The organism is Streptomyces sp. PA03-3a (genome assembly GCF_033792735.1).
Lineage (GTDB): Bacteria > Actinomycetota > Actinomycetes > Streptomycetales > Streptomycetaceae > Actinacidiphila.
Genome location: NZ_JARAVM010000061.1, coordinates 18,251 through 31,123, shown reverse-complemented (window position 1 = coordinate 31,123; position 12,873 = coordinate 18,251). Strand labels below are relative to the sequence as shown.

At 71.6% G+C, this 12,873-nt stretch carries 15 protein-coding genes and 1 pseudogene; 10 read left to right on the top strand and 6 right to left on the bottom strand.

The genetic code is table 11. From position 1 onward, the window contains the following. Both PV342_RS38845 and PV342_RS38840 read left to right on the top strand, forming a co-directional pair. Positions 1–333, top strand: a pseudogene (locus tag PV342_RS38845) (hypothetical protein); the annotation flags it as partial. Positions 334–411: 78 nt separating this feature from the next. Continuing rightward, positions 412–1,737 (top strand): S8 family serine peptidase, encoded by a 1,326-nt coding sequence (locus PV342_RS38840; protein ID WP_500320873.1) that lies wholly within the window; start codon positions 412–414, stop codon positions 1,735–1,737. 85 nt (positions 1,738–1,822) lie between these two features. Here PV342_RS38840 and PV342_RS38835 read toward each other — a convergent pair whose 3' ends face one another. From PV342_RS38835 to PV342_RS38825, 3 genes are all read right to left on the bottom strand, one after another. Then, entirely contained in the window at positions 1,823–2,884 is a 1,062-nt protein-coding gene (locus tag PV342_RS38835) for a hypothetical protein (protein ID WP_500320871.1), read from the bottom strand. A gap of 56 nt (positions 2,885–2,940) precedes the next feature. Beyond that, positions 2,941–5,181 (bottom strand): WXG100 family type VII secretion target, encoded by a 2,241-nt coding sequence (locus PV342_RS38830; RefSeq protein ID WP_400808541.1) that lies wholly within the window; start codon positions 5,179–5,181, stop codon positions 2,941–2,943. Between the two features lie 95 nt (positions 5,182–5,276). Beyond that, positions 5,277–5,714 (bottom strand): hypothetical protein, encoded by a 438-nt coding sequence (locus PV342_RS38825; RefSeq protein WP_500320869.1) that lies wholly within the window; start codon positions 5,712–5,714, stop codon positions 5,277–5,279. Positions 5,715–6,035: 321 nt separating this feature from the next. Here PV342_RS38825 and PV342_RS38820 point away from each other — a divergent pair, with 321 nt between their 5' ends. From PV342_RS38820 to PV342_RS38800, 5 genes are read left to right on the top strand one after another with little or no spacing between them, the layout of a single operon-like run. After that, positions 6,036–6,386, top strand: a complete 351-nt coding sequence (locus PV342_RS38820; protein ID WP_500320868.1) for a WXG100 family type VII secretion target — start codon at positions 6,036–6,038, stop codon at positions 6,384–6,386. Further along, positions 6,383–7,816, top strand: a complete 1,434-nt coding sequence (locus tag PV342_RS38815; RefSeq protein WP_500320867.1) for a putative T7SS-secreted protein — start codon at positions 6,383–6,385, stop codon at positions 7,814–7,816. Before PV342_RS38820 ends, PV342_RS38815 begins: the two co-directional genes overlap by 4 nt. Further along, positions 7,816–8,496 carry a hypothetical protein gene (locus PV342_RS38810; protein ID WP_400808546.1) on the top strand — a complete coding sequence of 227 codons (681 nt, stop codon included), beginning with the start codon at positions 7,816–7,818 and terminating at the stop codon, positions 8,494–8,496. Before PV342_RS38815 ends, PV342_RS38810 begins: the two co-directional genes overlap by 1 nt. A gap of 21 nt (positions 8,497–8,517) precedes the next feature. Beyond that, positions 8,518–9,144, top strand: coding sequence for a hypothetical protein (locus PV342_RS38805; RefSeq protein WP_392617156.1), 627 nt, complete (start codon positions 8,518–8,520; stop codon positions 9,142–9,144). Positions 9,145–9,152: 8 nt separating this feature from the next. Continuing rightward, positions 9,153–9,635, top strand: coding sequence for a hypothetical protein (locus tag PV342_RS38800; protein WP_400808552.1), 483 nt, complete (start codon positions 9,153–9,155; stop codon positions 9,633–9,635). Here the strand turns inward: PV342_RS38800 and PV342_RS38795 are convergent. Together PV342_RS38795 and PV342_RS38790 are read right to left on the bottom strand one after the other, a co-directional pair. Then, a complete protein-coding gene (locus PV342_RS38795) occupies positions 9,620–10,315 on the bottom strand; it encodes an alpha/beta fold hydrolase (protein ID WP_500320864.1) in 696 nt (231 codons plus the stop codon). The two genes, PV342_RS38800 and PV342_RS38795, sit on opposite strands and share 16 nt — an antisense overlap. Before the next feature lie 18 nt (positions 10,316–10,333). Further along, positions 10,334–10,738 carry an SRPBCC family protein gene (locus PV342_RS38790; protein WP_361012343.1) on the bottom strand — a complete coding sequence of 135 codons (405 nt, stop codon included), beginning with the start codon at positions 10,736–10,738 and terminating at the stop codon, positions 10,334–10,336. 135 nt (positions 10,739–10,873) lie between these two features. Here PV342_RS38790 and PV342_RS38785 point away from each other — a divergent pair, with 135 nt between their 5' ends. Together PV342_RS38785 and PV342_RS38780 are read left to right on the top strand one after the other, a co-directional pair. Then, positions 10,874–11,380 (top strand): GNAT family N-acetyltransferase, encoded by a 507-nt coding sequence (locus PV342_RS38785; RefSeq protein WP_386994744.1) that lies wholly within the window; start codon positions 10,874–10,876, stop codon positions 11,378–11,380. Then, positions 11,319–11,684 carry a VOC family protein gene (locus PV342_RS38780; RefSeq protein WP_400808575.1) on the top strand — a complete coding sequence of 122 codons (366 nt, stop codon included), beginning with the start codon at positions 11,319–11,321 and terminating at the stop codon, positions 11,682–11,684. Before PV342_RS38785 ends, PV342_RS38780 begins: the two co-directional genes overlap by 62 nt. A 15-nt stretch (positions 11,685–11,699) precedes the next feature. Here PV342_RS38780 and PV342_RS38775 read toward each other — a convergent pair whose 3' ends face one another. Beyond that, positions 11,700–12,209, bottom strand: a complete 510-nt coding sequence (locus PV342_RS38775) for a cupin domain-containing protein (protein ID WP_400808558.1) — start codon at positions 12,207–12,209, stop codon at positions 11,700–11,702. A gap of 234 nt (positions 12,210–12,443) precedes the next feature. Between PV342_RS38775 and PV342_RS38770 the strand changes: the two genes are divergently transcribed. Continuing rightward, a complete protein-coding gene (locus PV342_RS38770; protein ID WP_361012355.1) occupies positions 12,444–12,866 on the top strand; it encodes a hypothetical protein in 423 nt (140 codons plus the stop codon). The last annotated feature ends 7 nt before the right edge of the window (positions 12,867–12,873 follow it).

Here is a 12,873-nt window from a genome sequence, read left to right as displayed (position 1 = left end):
GCGGGCGCGGGTGCGGGCGGCCGAGGCGGCGCGGCCGCCGGCCGAGGCGGCGGCCTCGCCCGTCGGGGCGGCGGCGTTGTCGGTGCGGCCAAGGGCACCGGTTCGGGCACCCGCGGTACGCCGGGCGGTTCGGGCCTGCACAGGAGCCGTGGCGCGGCGGGTGCCGGCAGCGGCGGTAACGCCGGCAGGGGCGCGAACCGCATGATGGGCCGCGGCCAGAGCGACCGGACGGAAGAGGAAGAGCGGCGCGAGGGCGAGCGTCCCGACTACCTGGTCGAGGACGAGGAGACCTGGACGCCCGAACGTAACAACGCTCCGCGGGTCATCGAATAGGAATTCGTTCAGCAGCTGGATGTAGAAAGTGGGGGGCGTGGCCGAGCCGCGCCCCCTGCTGCCCGAGGAAGGACACGGATGAGCCTCACACGAACGCTGCGCGTGGTCAGCGGAGCCGTACTCGCCGGCGCCCTGGTGCTGACCGCTGCGCCCGTAGCCGCCGCGGATAAGGTGAGAGACGACCAGTGGCCGCTCAGGGCGTTCGAAGCCGAAGCCATCTGGAAGATCTCCACGGGCAAGGGGGTCACCGTCGCCGTCATCGACGAGGGAGTCGACTCCGACCACGTGGACCTCAAGGGCAACGTGATACAAGGCAAGGACTTCATCGACGGCGACGCGTCCTCCCTGCCGGAGGGCGGAGACGCGCACGGTACCGCGATGGCATCCATCATCGCCGGCCACGGTCACGGTCCCGGAAACGCCGACGGGGTGATGGGTCTTGCTCCGGGCGCCGAGATCCTTTCCATTCGCGACACGGGCGACGCCCAAGAGGGCTTCGGGCCGTCCATCCGCTACGCCGTCGATCACGGGGCCTCCGTCATCAACATCTCCCAGCAGATCTCGAACGGGTCGACCGCGGAGGAGGAGGCGGTCGCCTACGCCCTGAAGAAGGACGTCCTGATCGTGGCCGGAACCGGGAACGACGGCGGAGGGCGGGAGGCGTGGAAGTATCCCGCGAGTGATTCCGGAGTGCTGCCGGTCGGCGCGGTCCAGAACTCCGGTGAGATCTGGGAGAAGTCCAACTACGGGCAGGGACTCCTGTTGACCGCGCCGGGCACCCACATCGTGTCCGCCGGAGGCGGCAACGCGTCCTTCCCGTACCGATCCGCCAACGGAACATCCGACGCCACCGCCTACACGTCGGCCGCGGTGGCACTGCTACGCGCCAAGTTCCCCGACCTCACGGTGGGCCAGCTCGTCAACCGCCTGACCAAGACCGCCGGGCTTCCCGCCGCCGCGAAGGGCACCGACCTCCCCGACGACCACTACGGCTACGGCTTCATCCAGCCGCTGGCCGCACTCAAGCAAGAGATCCCGGCCGGCTCGAAGTACGGCCCGCTGTCCGTTCCCGAGTCGCTGAAGGGAGGCGCCCCGGGAGCGACCGCGCCCAAGGACAACTCCACCGCGAGCGATGACGCCGCGTCCTCGTCCTCCTCGGACAACGGCCTGGTCCTCGCGGTCGTCGGCTTGGCCGGGCTGATCGTGGTGGTCCTCGTCATCCTGCTGATCGTCAAGATCGCACGCCGCGGCAAGCGGAGCAACGGGGGCCCGGGAGGGCCCGGTGGCCCCGGCTGGGACGGCAACGGGCAGCCGCAGTACGGGCACCAGCCGCAGTACCAGCAGGGCGGCGGCAACCCCTACCAGCAGCAGTCGCAGGCGCCGGGGCGGTGGCCGAACCAGTAGTCGACGTGGGGGCCGGACGGCGCCGACTGCCGACCGGCCACCACTCCGTTGAACTGCGTTCCGCGCGAACGGACCCACCCAGCCGTCAGGAGAGCTTCGCCGGGCTGCCGCACCCGTGGCGGGCGGCCGACTGCTCGGCGAAACGCTGCAGGTCGGCCCGCTCGGACGCGGTGAGCGGCGTCTTGGTGAAGTCCCGGTTGCTGCCGTCGACGGCCGACGCCTGGTAGTAGCCGATGCCGAGGGCCCCCTGGCAGCCTGCCGACGTCCACACCGATGTGCGGTCCGCGCCCGAGGGCTTGTCGTGGCCGCCGTACCTGCCTGCGGCGACGGCTTGGGAGTTGTCGTTGAAGGGACCGTACGCGGCGGCCAGTTGCAGGTGCCCGGCGAGCACGCACTCCTCCACCGGTGCGGCCTCGGCCGGTGTCTCGCGCACCTCGGTCGCGGAGGTCAGTCCCTTGCACGTGCCCTTGGCCTCGGTGGCCGGCACGGTGGTTGCCCCGGCCGCGGGGGCGGTCAGCCGGTCCGGGTCCCCCGGCTCCGCCGCGCACCCGGTGCTGTCCGCAGCGCGCTGTGCCGTCGCAGTCACGGTGCGGGCGAGGGCGAGGCGCACGCCGGCGGTGAGCTCGGTGCCCGAGGGCGACGTGGCCGTCACCAGTATCCCGGCTCCCCTCTCGGGTGCCCAGTTCCCGCAGCCGAGTACGACGGACGCGGTGGCATCACCGTTCCCCGTGACCATGAAGCCCTGCCACCCCCCGTCCAGGGGGACGGGCAGGACCTGCTCCTCCCGCTGGAAGGTGTAGGCGCCGTAGGCGTTGTGTGCGCCCGCGGTGGTCTCGACGGAGACCTCGACGCCGCCCACCTCGCACCGTACGGCGAGCCCGCCGGGCTCCTTCACGTCGTCGGACACGTCGAACTGCCGACTGTCGACGTCGAAGCCTGCTCCGACCAGGCTCAGCCGCGACTTCCCGGCGAGATCCAGTACCGGGTCGATGGGCAGCATCCCGCCGCATGCCCGGCCCGCCTTCGCCGCCGGGTACTGCAACTGGAATCCGTAGTACCCCGCGCCGAGTGCGGCGAGGACCACCGCGGAGACGATCAGCCGACGCCCGCCGTTCTTCCGGAGCCACGTCCGGTCTTCCCACTTCATGTGCCGTCATCCCTGTGTCGCGATGTCCGAGGCCGATCCTGTGCGTACGCCAGGGGTCAGCCCTGTCCGGTGCCCCTCTTGTCCTGCCCGTAGCCGTCCAGATTGCTGTCGGCGGAGTGGAAGCCCACCTCGACCTCGTTCGCCAGGATGTTCTGGTAGTCCGCGACGTGGCCCTGTCCCTGGGCCTCCGCGGAGTTCCGGTAGGCATCCTGGAGGACCGCGGAAGTGGAGTACTTCGCGTCCTCCCAGTCGGTGCCGCTGGAGTACACCGCGTTGCCCATGGTGTCGCGTTCGGCGCCGCTGACGATCTGGTTGATCAGGTCCCCGGTGACGGTGGTCGCCACGCCGCCGACGCCCGCGCCGACGGCGGGTGTGGCGATGAAGGACGTGCCGACACCGATTCCGGTGCCCACGATCCCGGACGCGTAGCTGCCGGCCCTTCCCATGGCGTCGTTGTAGGCCTTGTCGGCCTCCGCGGCGTCGCCGATGTCCGACTCGCGCCTGCCGATCGCGATGCTCCCCTGGACCTCGCCGGACGACCTGGCGATCTCCCGCAGCGCGGTGTCCGTGGCCCCGTCGAACGCTTCGGGGTGCTGCAGGTGGTAGTCGATGAGGTTGGAGGTGTAGGCGCTCTCGGCGAGGTTGATCGCCGCGTAGCCCTCCGGGTCCTTTCCGACGGTCATGAGGAAGCGGGAGGTGTCCTGCTCGCTCAGGTTCGCCGCGGCGCCCGCGATCGGATAGAACTGGTCCCTGTTCCCCGAGCGGTCGTTCGTCAGGGACTGGTGGACGTCCGGCATGTACTCACCCGCCATACGGCCGAGACTGTCCTGCATCCCGTCGTGAGCGAGCTCCGAGTTCCGGGAGACGGAGTGGACGACCTCCTGCATGAGTCGGGCCTGCTTCTCGTTGTGCGCCGGGGTGTCCGCCGAGGGGCTGGTGTCGTACGGGTGCCCCGTGGTCGCCGACTCCAGTGCGTGCCCCAGGTTGTTGTAGCCGCTGGGGTTCTTCGAGTCGCCGGTGAATCCCGCGCCTTCCGGCCAGTGGCGGTCCTTCATCAGGTAGTCGAGATGGTCGACCTTCTCGCCGTCGACCTCCGACTCGGAGGAGAGGAACTCGGTCGAGGCCGCCGGGTTGTGGCCCAGGGCGTCCATGAAGCCCGTCATGGGATCGAGCGCGCCGATGTTTGCCGGCCCCAGGGCGCGGGTCATGCTGCCGCTCCAGTAGGCGTCCGGGTTCTGACCGCCGTTGCTGCCGTTCTTCTCGGCGGTGATGAGGTCGTTGCCGTAGGCCTGGAGGAAGTCCGTGTCCCACTTCCCGTGGCTCATCAGACTGCTGGTCACCTGGTATCCGCTGAGACCGTAGGGGGTCTCGGTGGGGTTGGCGTTGAAGTCGTGGCGGCCGACCTCGAGCAGGTCGTCCTGGAACTTCGTGATGGCCGGGTCGCGGTGGCCGGCGCGGTCGTCGGACGTGGTGGCCGTTCCGATGGTGGTGCCCAGGTTCCTCTGGATGTCCTTGAGCCGGGCCAGTTCGGCCTTGGACAGATGCGTCCCCGCGGGCGGGGTGACGATCTCGTTGTACTTGTCCAGCATGTTCTCGGCTCCGGTCCTCACCGCGAACTGCCGGGAGAACTCAGGATCGTTCTTGTTCGCCGACAGCAGCAGGTCGAGCTTGGTGAGCTCGGCGTCGGACAGCCGCCCCTTCTTCGTCATGAGCGCGGCCGCCTGGTCGGCCTCGACGGCGTCGAGGCTGGTGTACACGCTGGTGTTGAACGACCGGCTCTCGCCGTTGGCGTCGCGTTCGAGGGCGGCGCTCGCGGCCTCGTCGGCGGCGGTGGCCAGTTCGAGCACGCGCGTCAGGCGTGAGGAGAGCGAGTCCAGCTTCTCCTTGCGCTCGGTGGCGAAGCCTGGGGAGGCGGAGGCCGTCGGGCTGTCCCAGCGGGAGTCGACGTCCTTGATCGCACCGTCCTCGGCGACTTGGAAACTGTCGGCCCGTGCCTCGTCGAGCAGGGCATGGAGCTGCTTCTGGAACGCGGCGAACTCGGTGTGGGCGTCCGCCAGCAGCTTGGCGATGCGGCCGGCCTCGGTGGCGGCGTTCTCGTACTCCGTGCGCGCCCGGCTCATCGTGGCGAAGGCCGCGGTCGCGGCATCGCCCTCCCAGTGGCCCTTGAGGTGGTTGATCACGCGCTGCTCGAACTCGCGCTGGAGGGCGTCGTACTTGGCGGGCAGTGCGCCCCACGAGGCTGCTGCGTCGGCCAGCGGGCCGAGGTCGGCCTTGTCGAGGTAGGGGATGGACACCATGTCTGCGTCAGCTCCTGTACGTCCCTGCGGACGGATGTGGATTTCCGTTGCGGCCGTGCACAGTGGCCCCGGCCTCCCGGGGCGCGGGACGGCGTCTAGCCGAAGGGGGTGTGGATCGAGGCCTGACGGGCCTGTTCCTCCTGCTCGGCGCGGGTGTAGTGGCCGGAGCTGGTGTGGAGCTTGTCGCTGATGTCCTGCAGCATGAGCTTGAGGTTGGCGACCTGGTCGCCCCAGCGGACGTCCATGCCCACCAGAGAGCCCGCGGTGGCCCAGGAACCTCCCTCGGGCGGGCCGGGGGCGGTGTGTCTGTTGAGGCCCGTGACGGCGCCGAGGGTGTCCTCGTCGGCCTTGTTGTCGACGTTCTCGGTGTCACCGCGCAGTTCGACCAGGGCGTTGGCCGCCCCGTCCAACCGCTGGGTGTCGACCCTCGTCGTCCCGGCGGACGTCCCGCCGCCGCCCGGGTCCGCCGGTACGGAGTTCAGCCGCATCCGCGTGGCCGCGCCGTCCTGTGAACCGTCGAAGGGAGTGCTCATCCCTTTGTCCCATCCCCGTTGACTGCGATCCCGGCACGTCCGCCGTGCGCGCGGCCCCTGACTCCGGTGCCGCTCCATCGCCTAAGCGAGGACATGCCAATTGCACCCGAACATACCGGATCACGTCCGGGGTGCACCCGGCACCCTTCGTCCCGTGCGGCGTCCGCGCAACCGCGTCCGCATCGTGGGTGCGTAGAGATCCTGCGGGAAGCCTCCGTGCGGGGGTGAAGCGGCACATGGGGAGCGGTAGCCTCGGTGGGTCGGCTGACATCACCGCCCTGGTGCTGAGGTACGGCGGGCGGTCCACGCGGGGGACACACATTGGGTGACCACTTCAAGGTCGAGGTCCAGGACCTCGACCGGCTGCTGAAGCAGTTGCACGACAGCCAGGACGACATGCGCAAGGCGCTGGGCGCGCTGAAGGACGTCGGTCCGAAGAGCACCGGCAGCGAGGCGCTGGACAACGCCTGCGACGAGTTCCACGACAGCTGGGACAACGCCATCGGGAAGATAGCCGACGGCACGGCGCAGATCGAGGAGAAGCTCAAGGCCACCAAGAACAACTACGAGGCCACCGAGCAGGCCGTCCGCGACGCCATGACGCAGGGTGCGGCTCCGAAGCCCACCCTGTCCCCGACCCCGCAGGAGCGGCCCACGGCGGGTGCGCGATGACGGCGGCGGAGTACCCCGCCATAGGCTTCGACCCGGCACCGGGGAAGCTAGGGAGCGTCGAGGACCTCAACTCCAAGCTGTCGCGGGCCGCGACGGGCCTGGACAACGCCTACACCACGCTCACCGGGATCACCAAGGGCGGCAAGACCTGGGAGGGCGAGGCGGCGAGCGCCTTCGCCGAGAAGGTCGGCGACCTGCCGCGCTATGTGGGCGACAGCCGGGACGCCCTGCGCGAGGCCTCGCTCCAGCTGTCCTCGTGGCGCTCGAAACTGGCGGACTACCAGCAGAAGGCCAGGGAGTACGAGGCGCAGGCCAAGGCGGCCAAGGAGCGGGAGAAGACCGGGCAGGGCGCCTACGACCGCGCGGCGTCCGCCTACAACCAGGCGGCCGCGGACCCGGCGCTGCGCCTGGCCGGCCAGTACTACGCGACGCAGAGCGAACTCGCCGACGCCCAGGCGAGGATCGACGCGGCGTCGAACCGGCTGAACCAGGCGGGCAAGGACCTCGACTCCGCGGGCAAGCAGCTGGAGAGGGCGCAGCAGGAGCTCGAGGACATCATCAAGCGGGCCGAGGAACTGCTGGAGCACCACCAGTCCGACGCCCGTGGCGTCGCGGACCGGCTGCGCAAGGCCAACGGCAAGGCGCCCGACGCCGGTTTCTTCGAAGGACTCGCCGACTTCTTCACCAAGGTCGGCCACGACATCCAGAACTGGTGCGTCAAGCACGCCGACCTGCTCAAGCAGATCGGTGACTGGCTCAGCATCGCCTCGACGGTGATGGGCGTCCTGTCCCTGCTCACGCTCTGGTGCCCGCCCCTTGCGGGAGCCTTCGCCCTCGCGGGCGGCGCGCTGTCGCTGGGCGCCCTTGCCACCCACGGGGCGGCGAAACTGGGCGGCGCCGACGTCAGCGCGATGGACCTGATCGGCGACGGTCTGGGCGTCATCCCCATCGGCAAGCTGGGGAAGGTCGCCATGAAGGGCGTCAAGATCCCGATGAAGCTCTACAAGGTGAACGGCAGGACCATCGCCTCCATCGAGCACGTGACCAAGATCCGGGCGCTGAAGAACGCCGGCTACACGGTCGAGAAGCTGGAGGGCAAGGTCGGCCTGCTGCGGCGGGAGGCACTGCCGGGCAGCAAGACGGTCAGCGCCGAGGGCTTCGGCAACCGCATGAAGATGGCCTGGGACAACCACGTCCTGGACACCGTCGGATCGTCCGCCAAGGAGAAGGCGCTGAGCTGGGCGGTGGAGAAGTTCGCCCCGCAGAGCGTGAAGAACTCCCTCGGCGCGGCCATCCGGGCCGACGGCACGCTCGACCCCATGTCGTGGTGGGCCAAGGGACCGCAGGTGGCGCAGCAGGCCCCCGGTATCGTGACCGGCGTCTACAACATGTTCAACAACTCGGACACGCCCGCGGCCGGGAGGCTTTGATGAGCACGTCGCTGTACGAGGCGCCGGGCGTGCTCGTGGAGTTCGAGTCCCCGGACGTCTTCCACGAGATCCCCCTGCACCTCCCGGCCGACGCCCTCGACGCGCAGGTGTCCGAACTGGCCGCGCGCATCTGGCCGGGCGGCACCGACTTCCAGCGGGAGGCCACCGCCGCGGTGTACCGCGAGGTCGCCGGGTCGCTGGACGCCGACGGGGTGCTGCACGCGGCCCTCGGCCTGTTCGCCACCGAGGACGACCGGATCAGCACGGCCAACCTCCTGGTGCGCATCGAGGAGACCGAGCCGGGCGACCCCGGGATCGCGGCGGCGGCGCTGCACGAGTTGCTCTCTCTGGAGCCGCACCGGGACGTCCACAAGGTGGACCTGGAGTGCGGTCCCGCCGTGGTGTCGTTCCACGCGACGGAGATCGACGGCGAACAGGTCGCCGCCCCCTTCGCGTTCCTGCACATCGAGCTCTACGTGCCGTCGCCCTTCGGCGGCTACCTCGTCGTCTTCTCGCTCAGCACCCCGAGCCTGGCGGAGCTGCCGGTGTACGTGTCGCTGATGTCCGAGATCGGGGAGAGCGTGCACTTCGCACGCGACCGCGGCGCTTCCGGTGGCGTCCCCGAGGGGTCACCGGAGCAGCCCAGCGCGGGTGGAGACGCCCGCTCCGTCTTCGGGTGACACAGGACAGGACGTGACCGGATGAGTGTCGTTTCGTTCCAGGTACGGCCGCCCTCCGAGCAGGAGCGCAGACAGGCCGGCTTCAAGCTGCAGAAGGTCATCCGCCCCCGGCGGGGCGGCGAGACCGTGTACGTCGGGCACGGTGCCCCCGCCGGCGGCCCCGGGGCCGACGCCAAGCCGCGGTTCGCCATGTACCGGGACCTGGCCGGACGGGAGACGCTCGGCTTCGTCGTACGGCCGGCGGGCGGGCAGTCGTCCGGCGGGCGGCTGTCGGTGCTCGGGCCCGGCGGCGAGGAACTGGGGGAGCTGGGGACCCCGGCGAAGCGGGCGCGGTGGCGGCCGCGGTGGGAGATCAGGCTGCCGGGCGGCCGGGTGCTCGCCGGGCACGGCGGGACGCTGACCTCGTGGGCGGTCTTCGTGCTGCTGTCGCCGCTGTGGCTCGTCCTGAACCTGTTCTGGGCGGTCGGCGGCACCGGGGACTCCGCCTGGTCGCTGCCCGTCCGCACGGCCTGGCGGCAGGGGGTGGGCTCCCCGGCCCCGCTGAAGTACTACGGGATGTCCGAGCGCTACAAGGTGCGGACGGACCGGCTGGACGTACGGCTGGCCTACGCGCAGGCCGTGGTGCACCGCTCGCACGGCACCGCGTGACAGCCCCGGTGCGTCCCGCAGCCCGGCGCAGGAACAGGCCGGGGCTGCTCGCGCAGTTCGTCCTGCAGTGGCTCTGGCTGCCGGTGTGGGCCGCGGTCGCGCTCGCCCTGGGCCTGCTCGCGGCCCTCGCGTCGGCGGGGCTCAGCCCCCCGCTCGCCTGGCTCAACCCGTGGTGCGCCGTCCTCACCTGGCCCCGGTTCCGGCTGGAGTGGGCCGCCGACCCGGCCCGGTGGGACGCGTACGCGACCGGGCGGATCCGCGCCCGGATCGCCGCCGCGGAGCGACGGCCGGCGGCCCACCGGGCGCGGGACGCCGACGGCGCGCCCGTGCTCGCCGTCACCGTCCCCGCCCGGCTCTTCAGGGGCGTGGGCCCGGACCGCGCCGCCGCCGTCGCGGCGGGCTGGACGGCGCAGGTGCGCGGGACCGGGCGGGAGCAGTGGAGCCCCGGCGCCCCGCACCTGCGCCGACCGCTGCCTCAGCCCGGCAGATAGCCCACCAGCAGGTCCGCCAGCCCGTCCGGGTCGGCGAGCGCCACCAGGTGCCCGCCCGGCAGGACGTCGGCCTCGACGCCGAGCCGTTCCCGGGCCACGCGCCGCTGGAAGGCGGCGGGGAACAGCCGGTCGTCGCGGCCCACGACGACGCGGGTGGGCACGTCCGGCCAGGCGGGCAGCGGGAAGGGCTGGCCGAAGGGGGTGTCCGACTGCGGGTTCCCCTGGGCCAGGGCCTCTTCCGCCACGTGTCCCGGCAGGTCGTGGAAGAACGTCACGAGGGGGTCGAACTCCCCGTCCACCGGCCGCCCCTCGGCGAGGTCGAGGGCGCGCCGGGCCTCGGGCTGGCCGGTGGCGGCCCACCATTCCCCGGCGGTCTCGCCGGGGGCCGGGACCATCGCGTTGACCAGGACGAGCAGCACGAGCCGGTCCCCGAGCCGTTCGCAGGCGAGGGGTGCGCTGAAGCCGGCCATCGACTGGGCGACCAGCACCAGCGGCGCGCGGTCGCCCGCGGCGGCGACGACCGCGTCCGCGTACTCCCGCAGCCCCGCGCGGTCGTCCCCGGTGGGGAGGTCCACCGCGACCGCGGCGTGGCCGCGGCGGCGCAGCTCCGGCACGAGGAGGTGCCAGAACCAGGTGCCGCCGCCCGCCCCGGGGACCAGGACGAAGGTCGTCCGCTTCACGTTCGCCGCCCCTTCCCGTCAGGACTTCGCCAGGACGGAGGCGAAGCTGTCCAGGATGTGGTTGGCGCCGGCCTCGGCCGTGGCGCAGTGCTCCTCGGGGACACCGGGCTGGTGGTAGACGACCTCGGTCCGGTCTCCGCGGTCGGTGAAGGCGGCGTCCATGACCACCTCGGGCGCGCCCGGCACGTCCATCGTCCACACCAGCCGCTTGTGCACCTCCACCTCGCGGTACACCCCGCTCAGCGGCATCTCGCCCTGCGGAGTGGTGATGGTGGCGCGCCAGGCCCCGCCGGGGCGGACGTCGCTGGCGACGGTGGGCAGCGGGGCGCCGAACCACTGGGCGAAGTACTCCGGCTCGGTCCACACCTTCCACACCTTGGCGAGCGGCGCGTCGAAGACCCGGGTAATGGTGATGTCGTTCATGGTGCTGCCTTCCTGGTCGGGCCGGGCCACAGCGGAACGGCTCCGGTGATGGGACCGGGCGGCCCGGCGAAACTCATCGGTGGCGGTGTCCGTCCCGTGTGGTGTGATCGGCAGGAGCGACGAGGGGAGCGGAAGATGGGCGCGCAGGTACGGATCGAGCCGTGGGCGGAGGGCGACCTCGAGCTGCTCAGGCGGGCGAACGCGCCCGCGATGATGCGCCACCTCGGCGGCCCCGAGACCGAGGAGCAGCTGCTCGTACGCCACGAGCGGTACCTGACGGGCGGGAGCGAGGGCGGCGGGATGTTCAGCATCGTGCTGCTGCCCGAGGGGGTGCCGGCCGGGAGCATCGGCTACTGGGAGAAGTCCTGGCGGGGCGGCACGGTCTACGAGACCGGCTGGGGCGTCCTGCCCGAGTTCCAGGGGCGCGGCGTCGCGGCGGCCGCCGGGGAGGCCGTCATCGCCCGGGCGGCGGCCGAGAAGGGCCCTCGCTTCCTGCACGCCTTCCCCAAGGTCGACAACCACCCCTCGAACGCGATCTGCCGCAAGCTCGGCTTCACGCTGGTGGAGGAGTGCGACTTCGATTACCCGCCGGGGCACCCCATCCGCTGCAACGACTGGCGCCTGGAGCTGTACGCGCCGTGACGCCGGTCCCGGACCCCGGCAGGCCCGTTCCCGTACGACGACGGCTGCCGGAATCGGATCCACGCCGACCCTCGGGACGATCGTGCTCGGGACCAGCACGACCCCGGTGAAGGAGCACCCCCGGGTAGTCCACCTGGACCTGTACGCGGACGACGCCGCCGAGCAGGCGGCGGAGGTGGAGCGGCCGGTCGCCCCGGGCGCCGGCCGGGTCGACTGGGACCGCTGTCCGCCGGAGCCGGACCTCGTCGTCCCGGCCGACACCGAGGGCAACCGCCTCCACGTCGTCGACGAGAGCTTCGGCTGACCGCCGGCCGGTCCGTCACAGCGGCTCCGGCCCGACCTGCGGCGGCTCCACGAAGAAGCTGTCGTGGCGCAGCAGGAACTCGCGGAACTCCGCACCGCCGCGCTGCGCCATCTCTCCGGCCCGCTCGAAGTACTCCTCCCGGGGCGCGCCGGGCGCGAAGAGCAGCAGCATCGACGCCGGCTCGTCGGAGTCGTTCTGGAAGGCGTGCAGCCCCCCGGCCGGCACATGGAGGAAGTCCCCGGGGCGGGCGGTGATCCAGCGCTCCCCGTCGAAGAGCTGCACCGCCCCGGACAGGACGTAGAAGGACTCCGAGATCGACCGGTGGAAGTGGGTGCTGGGGCCGGGGGAGCCCGGGCCCATGTCGATCCGGTACAGGCCGAAGTCGCCGCCCGTCGACGCGTGCGTGGCCAGGTAGTGGGTGCGGTTGCCCGAGGGAGCGAGCACGTCCGCACCGGTGTCGGCGGCGCGGAACAGCGCGCTGACCTCGCCCTGTTCTCCGAGGTAACGGGGCTCGGGGTAGGACATGATCGCTCGTCGTCTCCTTCGGCATCGGTCAGACAGACCGTGCCACATCCGATCGGGGAACTCCGGCCAGCGCTCCGGGAAGTAGGGCCGAAAGGTTGACGAAGAGTGTCCGCGCCGCCGGGCCGCGCGCCCGCGCCTGGTTCCGTGCCCGTGCCCGTGCCCGTGGCCCCCGGCTGATGGCACGATGGCATGCACACATTCGTCACGACACTATTGACCGGGGGAACGGAGCCGATGAGCAAGGAGATCAGCGACGCGGACCTGATGGACGTCGCCGACGACCCCGCACAGGCCCGCCGACTGCACAAGGCGCTCAGGACACTCGCCGACCATCCCCACGTCGACGGCACGCTCAAGGAGATGGCGCGGGAGGTGCTCTCCGGCCGCCTCGGTATGCGTGAGGCACTGGGCTCCGGCGCCTACCTCGGCGCGCTCGGCGACCGCATGGCCGAGCTGAAGCGTGCCGACGAGCTGCTGACGCCCGAGGAGCGGGCGGCGCAGGAGGAGCGCGCCCGGCGCTGGTTCGAGCAGCAGTCCGACGAGGAGGCGGAGGAGGGCCGGGAGGACGGTACGGCCGGCGGCGACCGGCCGGCCGCCGTGCGGCGCGACCCCCGCGACGTTCCGCCCGCCTACCGGCCGCCGTCCCCGCGGGACTGAGGCCGGG

Bases quoted from the DNA above. Each gene is read 5' to 3' on its own strand.
- PV342_RS38840 (WP_500320873.1), top strand. From the start codon at position 412: ATGAGCCTCACACGAACGCTGCGCGTGGTCAGCGGAGCCGTACTCGCC.
- PV342_RS38835 (WP_500320871.1), bottom strand. From the start codon at position 2,884: ATGAAGTGGGAAGACCGGACGTGGCTCCGGAAGAACGGCGGGCGTCGG.
- PV342_RS38830 (WP_400808541.1), bottom strand. From the start codon at position 5,181: ATGGTGTCCATCCCCTACCTCGACAAGGCCGACCTCGGCCCGCTGGCC.
- PV342_RS38825 (WP_500320869.1), bottom strand. From the start codon at position 5,714: ATGAGCACTCCCTTCGACGGTTCACAGGACGGCGCGGCCACGCGGATG.
- PV342_RS38815 (WP_500320867.1), top strand. From the start codon at position 6,383: ATGACGGCGGCGGAGTACCCCGCCATAGGCTTCGACCCGGCACCGGGG.
- PV342_RS38810 (WP_400808546.1), top strand. From the start codon at position 7,816: ATGAGCACGTCGCTGTACGAGGCGCCGGGCGTGCTCGTGGAGTTCGAG.
- PV342_RS38805 (WP_392617156.1), top strand. From the start codon at position 8,518: ATGAGTGTCGTTTCGTTCCAGGTACGGCCGCCCTCCGAGCAGGAGCGC.
- PV342_RS38790 (WP_361012343.1), bottom strand. From the start codon at position 10,738: ATGAACGACATCACCATTACCCGGGTCTTCGACGCGCCGCTCGCCAAG.
- PV342_RS38785 (WP_386994744.1), top strand. From the start codon at position 10,874: ATGGGCGCGCAGGTACGGATCGAGCCGTGGGCGGAGGGCGACCTCGAG.
- PV342_RS38775 (WP_400808558.1), bottom strand. From the start codon at position 12,209: ATGTCCTACCCCGAGCCCCGTTACCTCGGAGAACAGGGCGAGGTCAGC.
- PV342_RS38770 (WP_361012355.1), top strand. From the start codon at position 12,444: ATGAGCAAGGAGATCAGCGACGCGGACCTGATGGACGTCGCCGACGAC.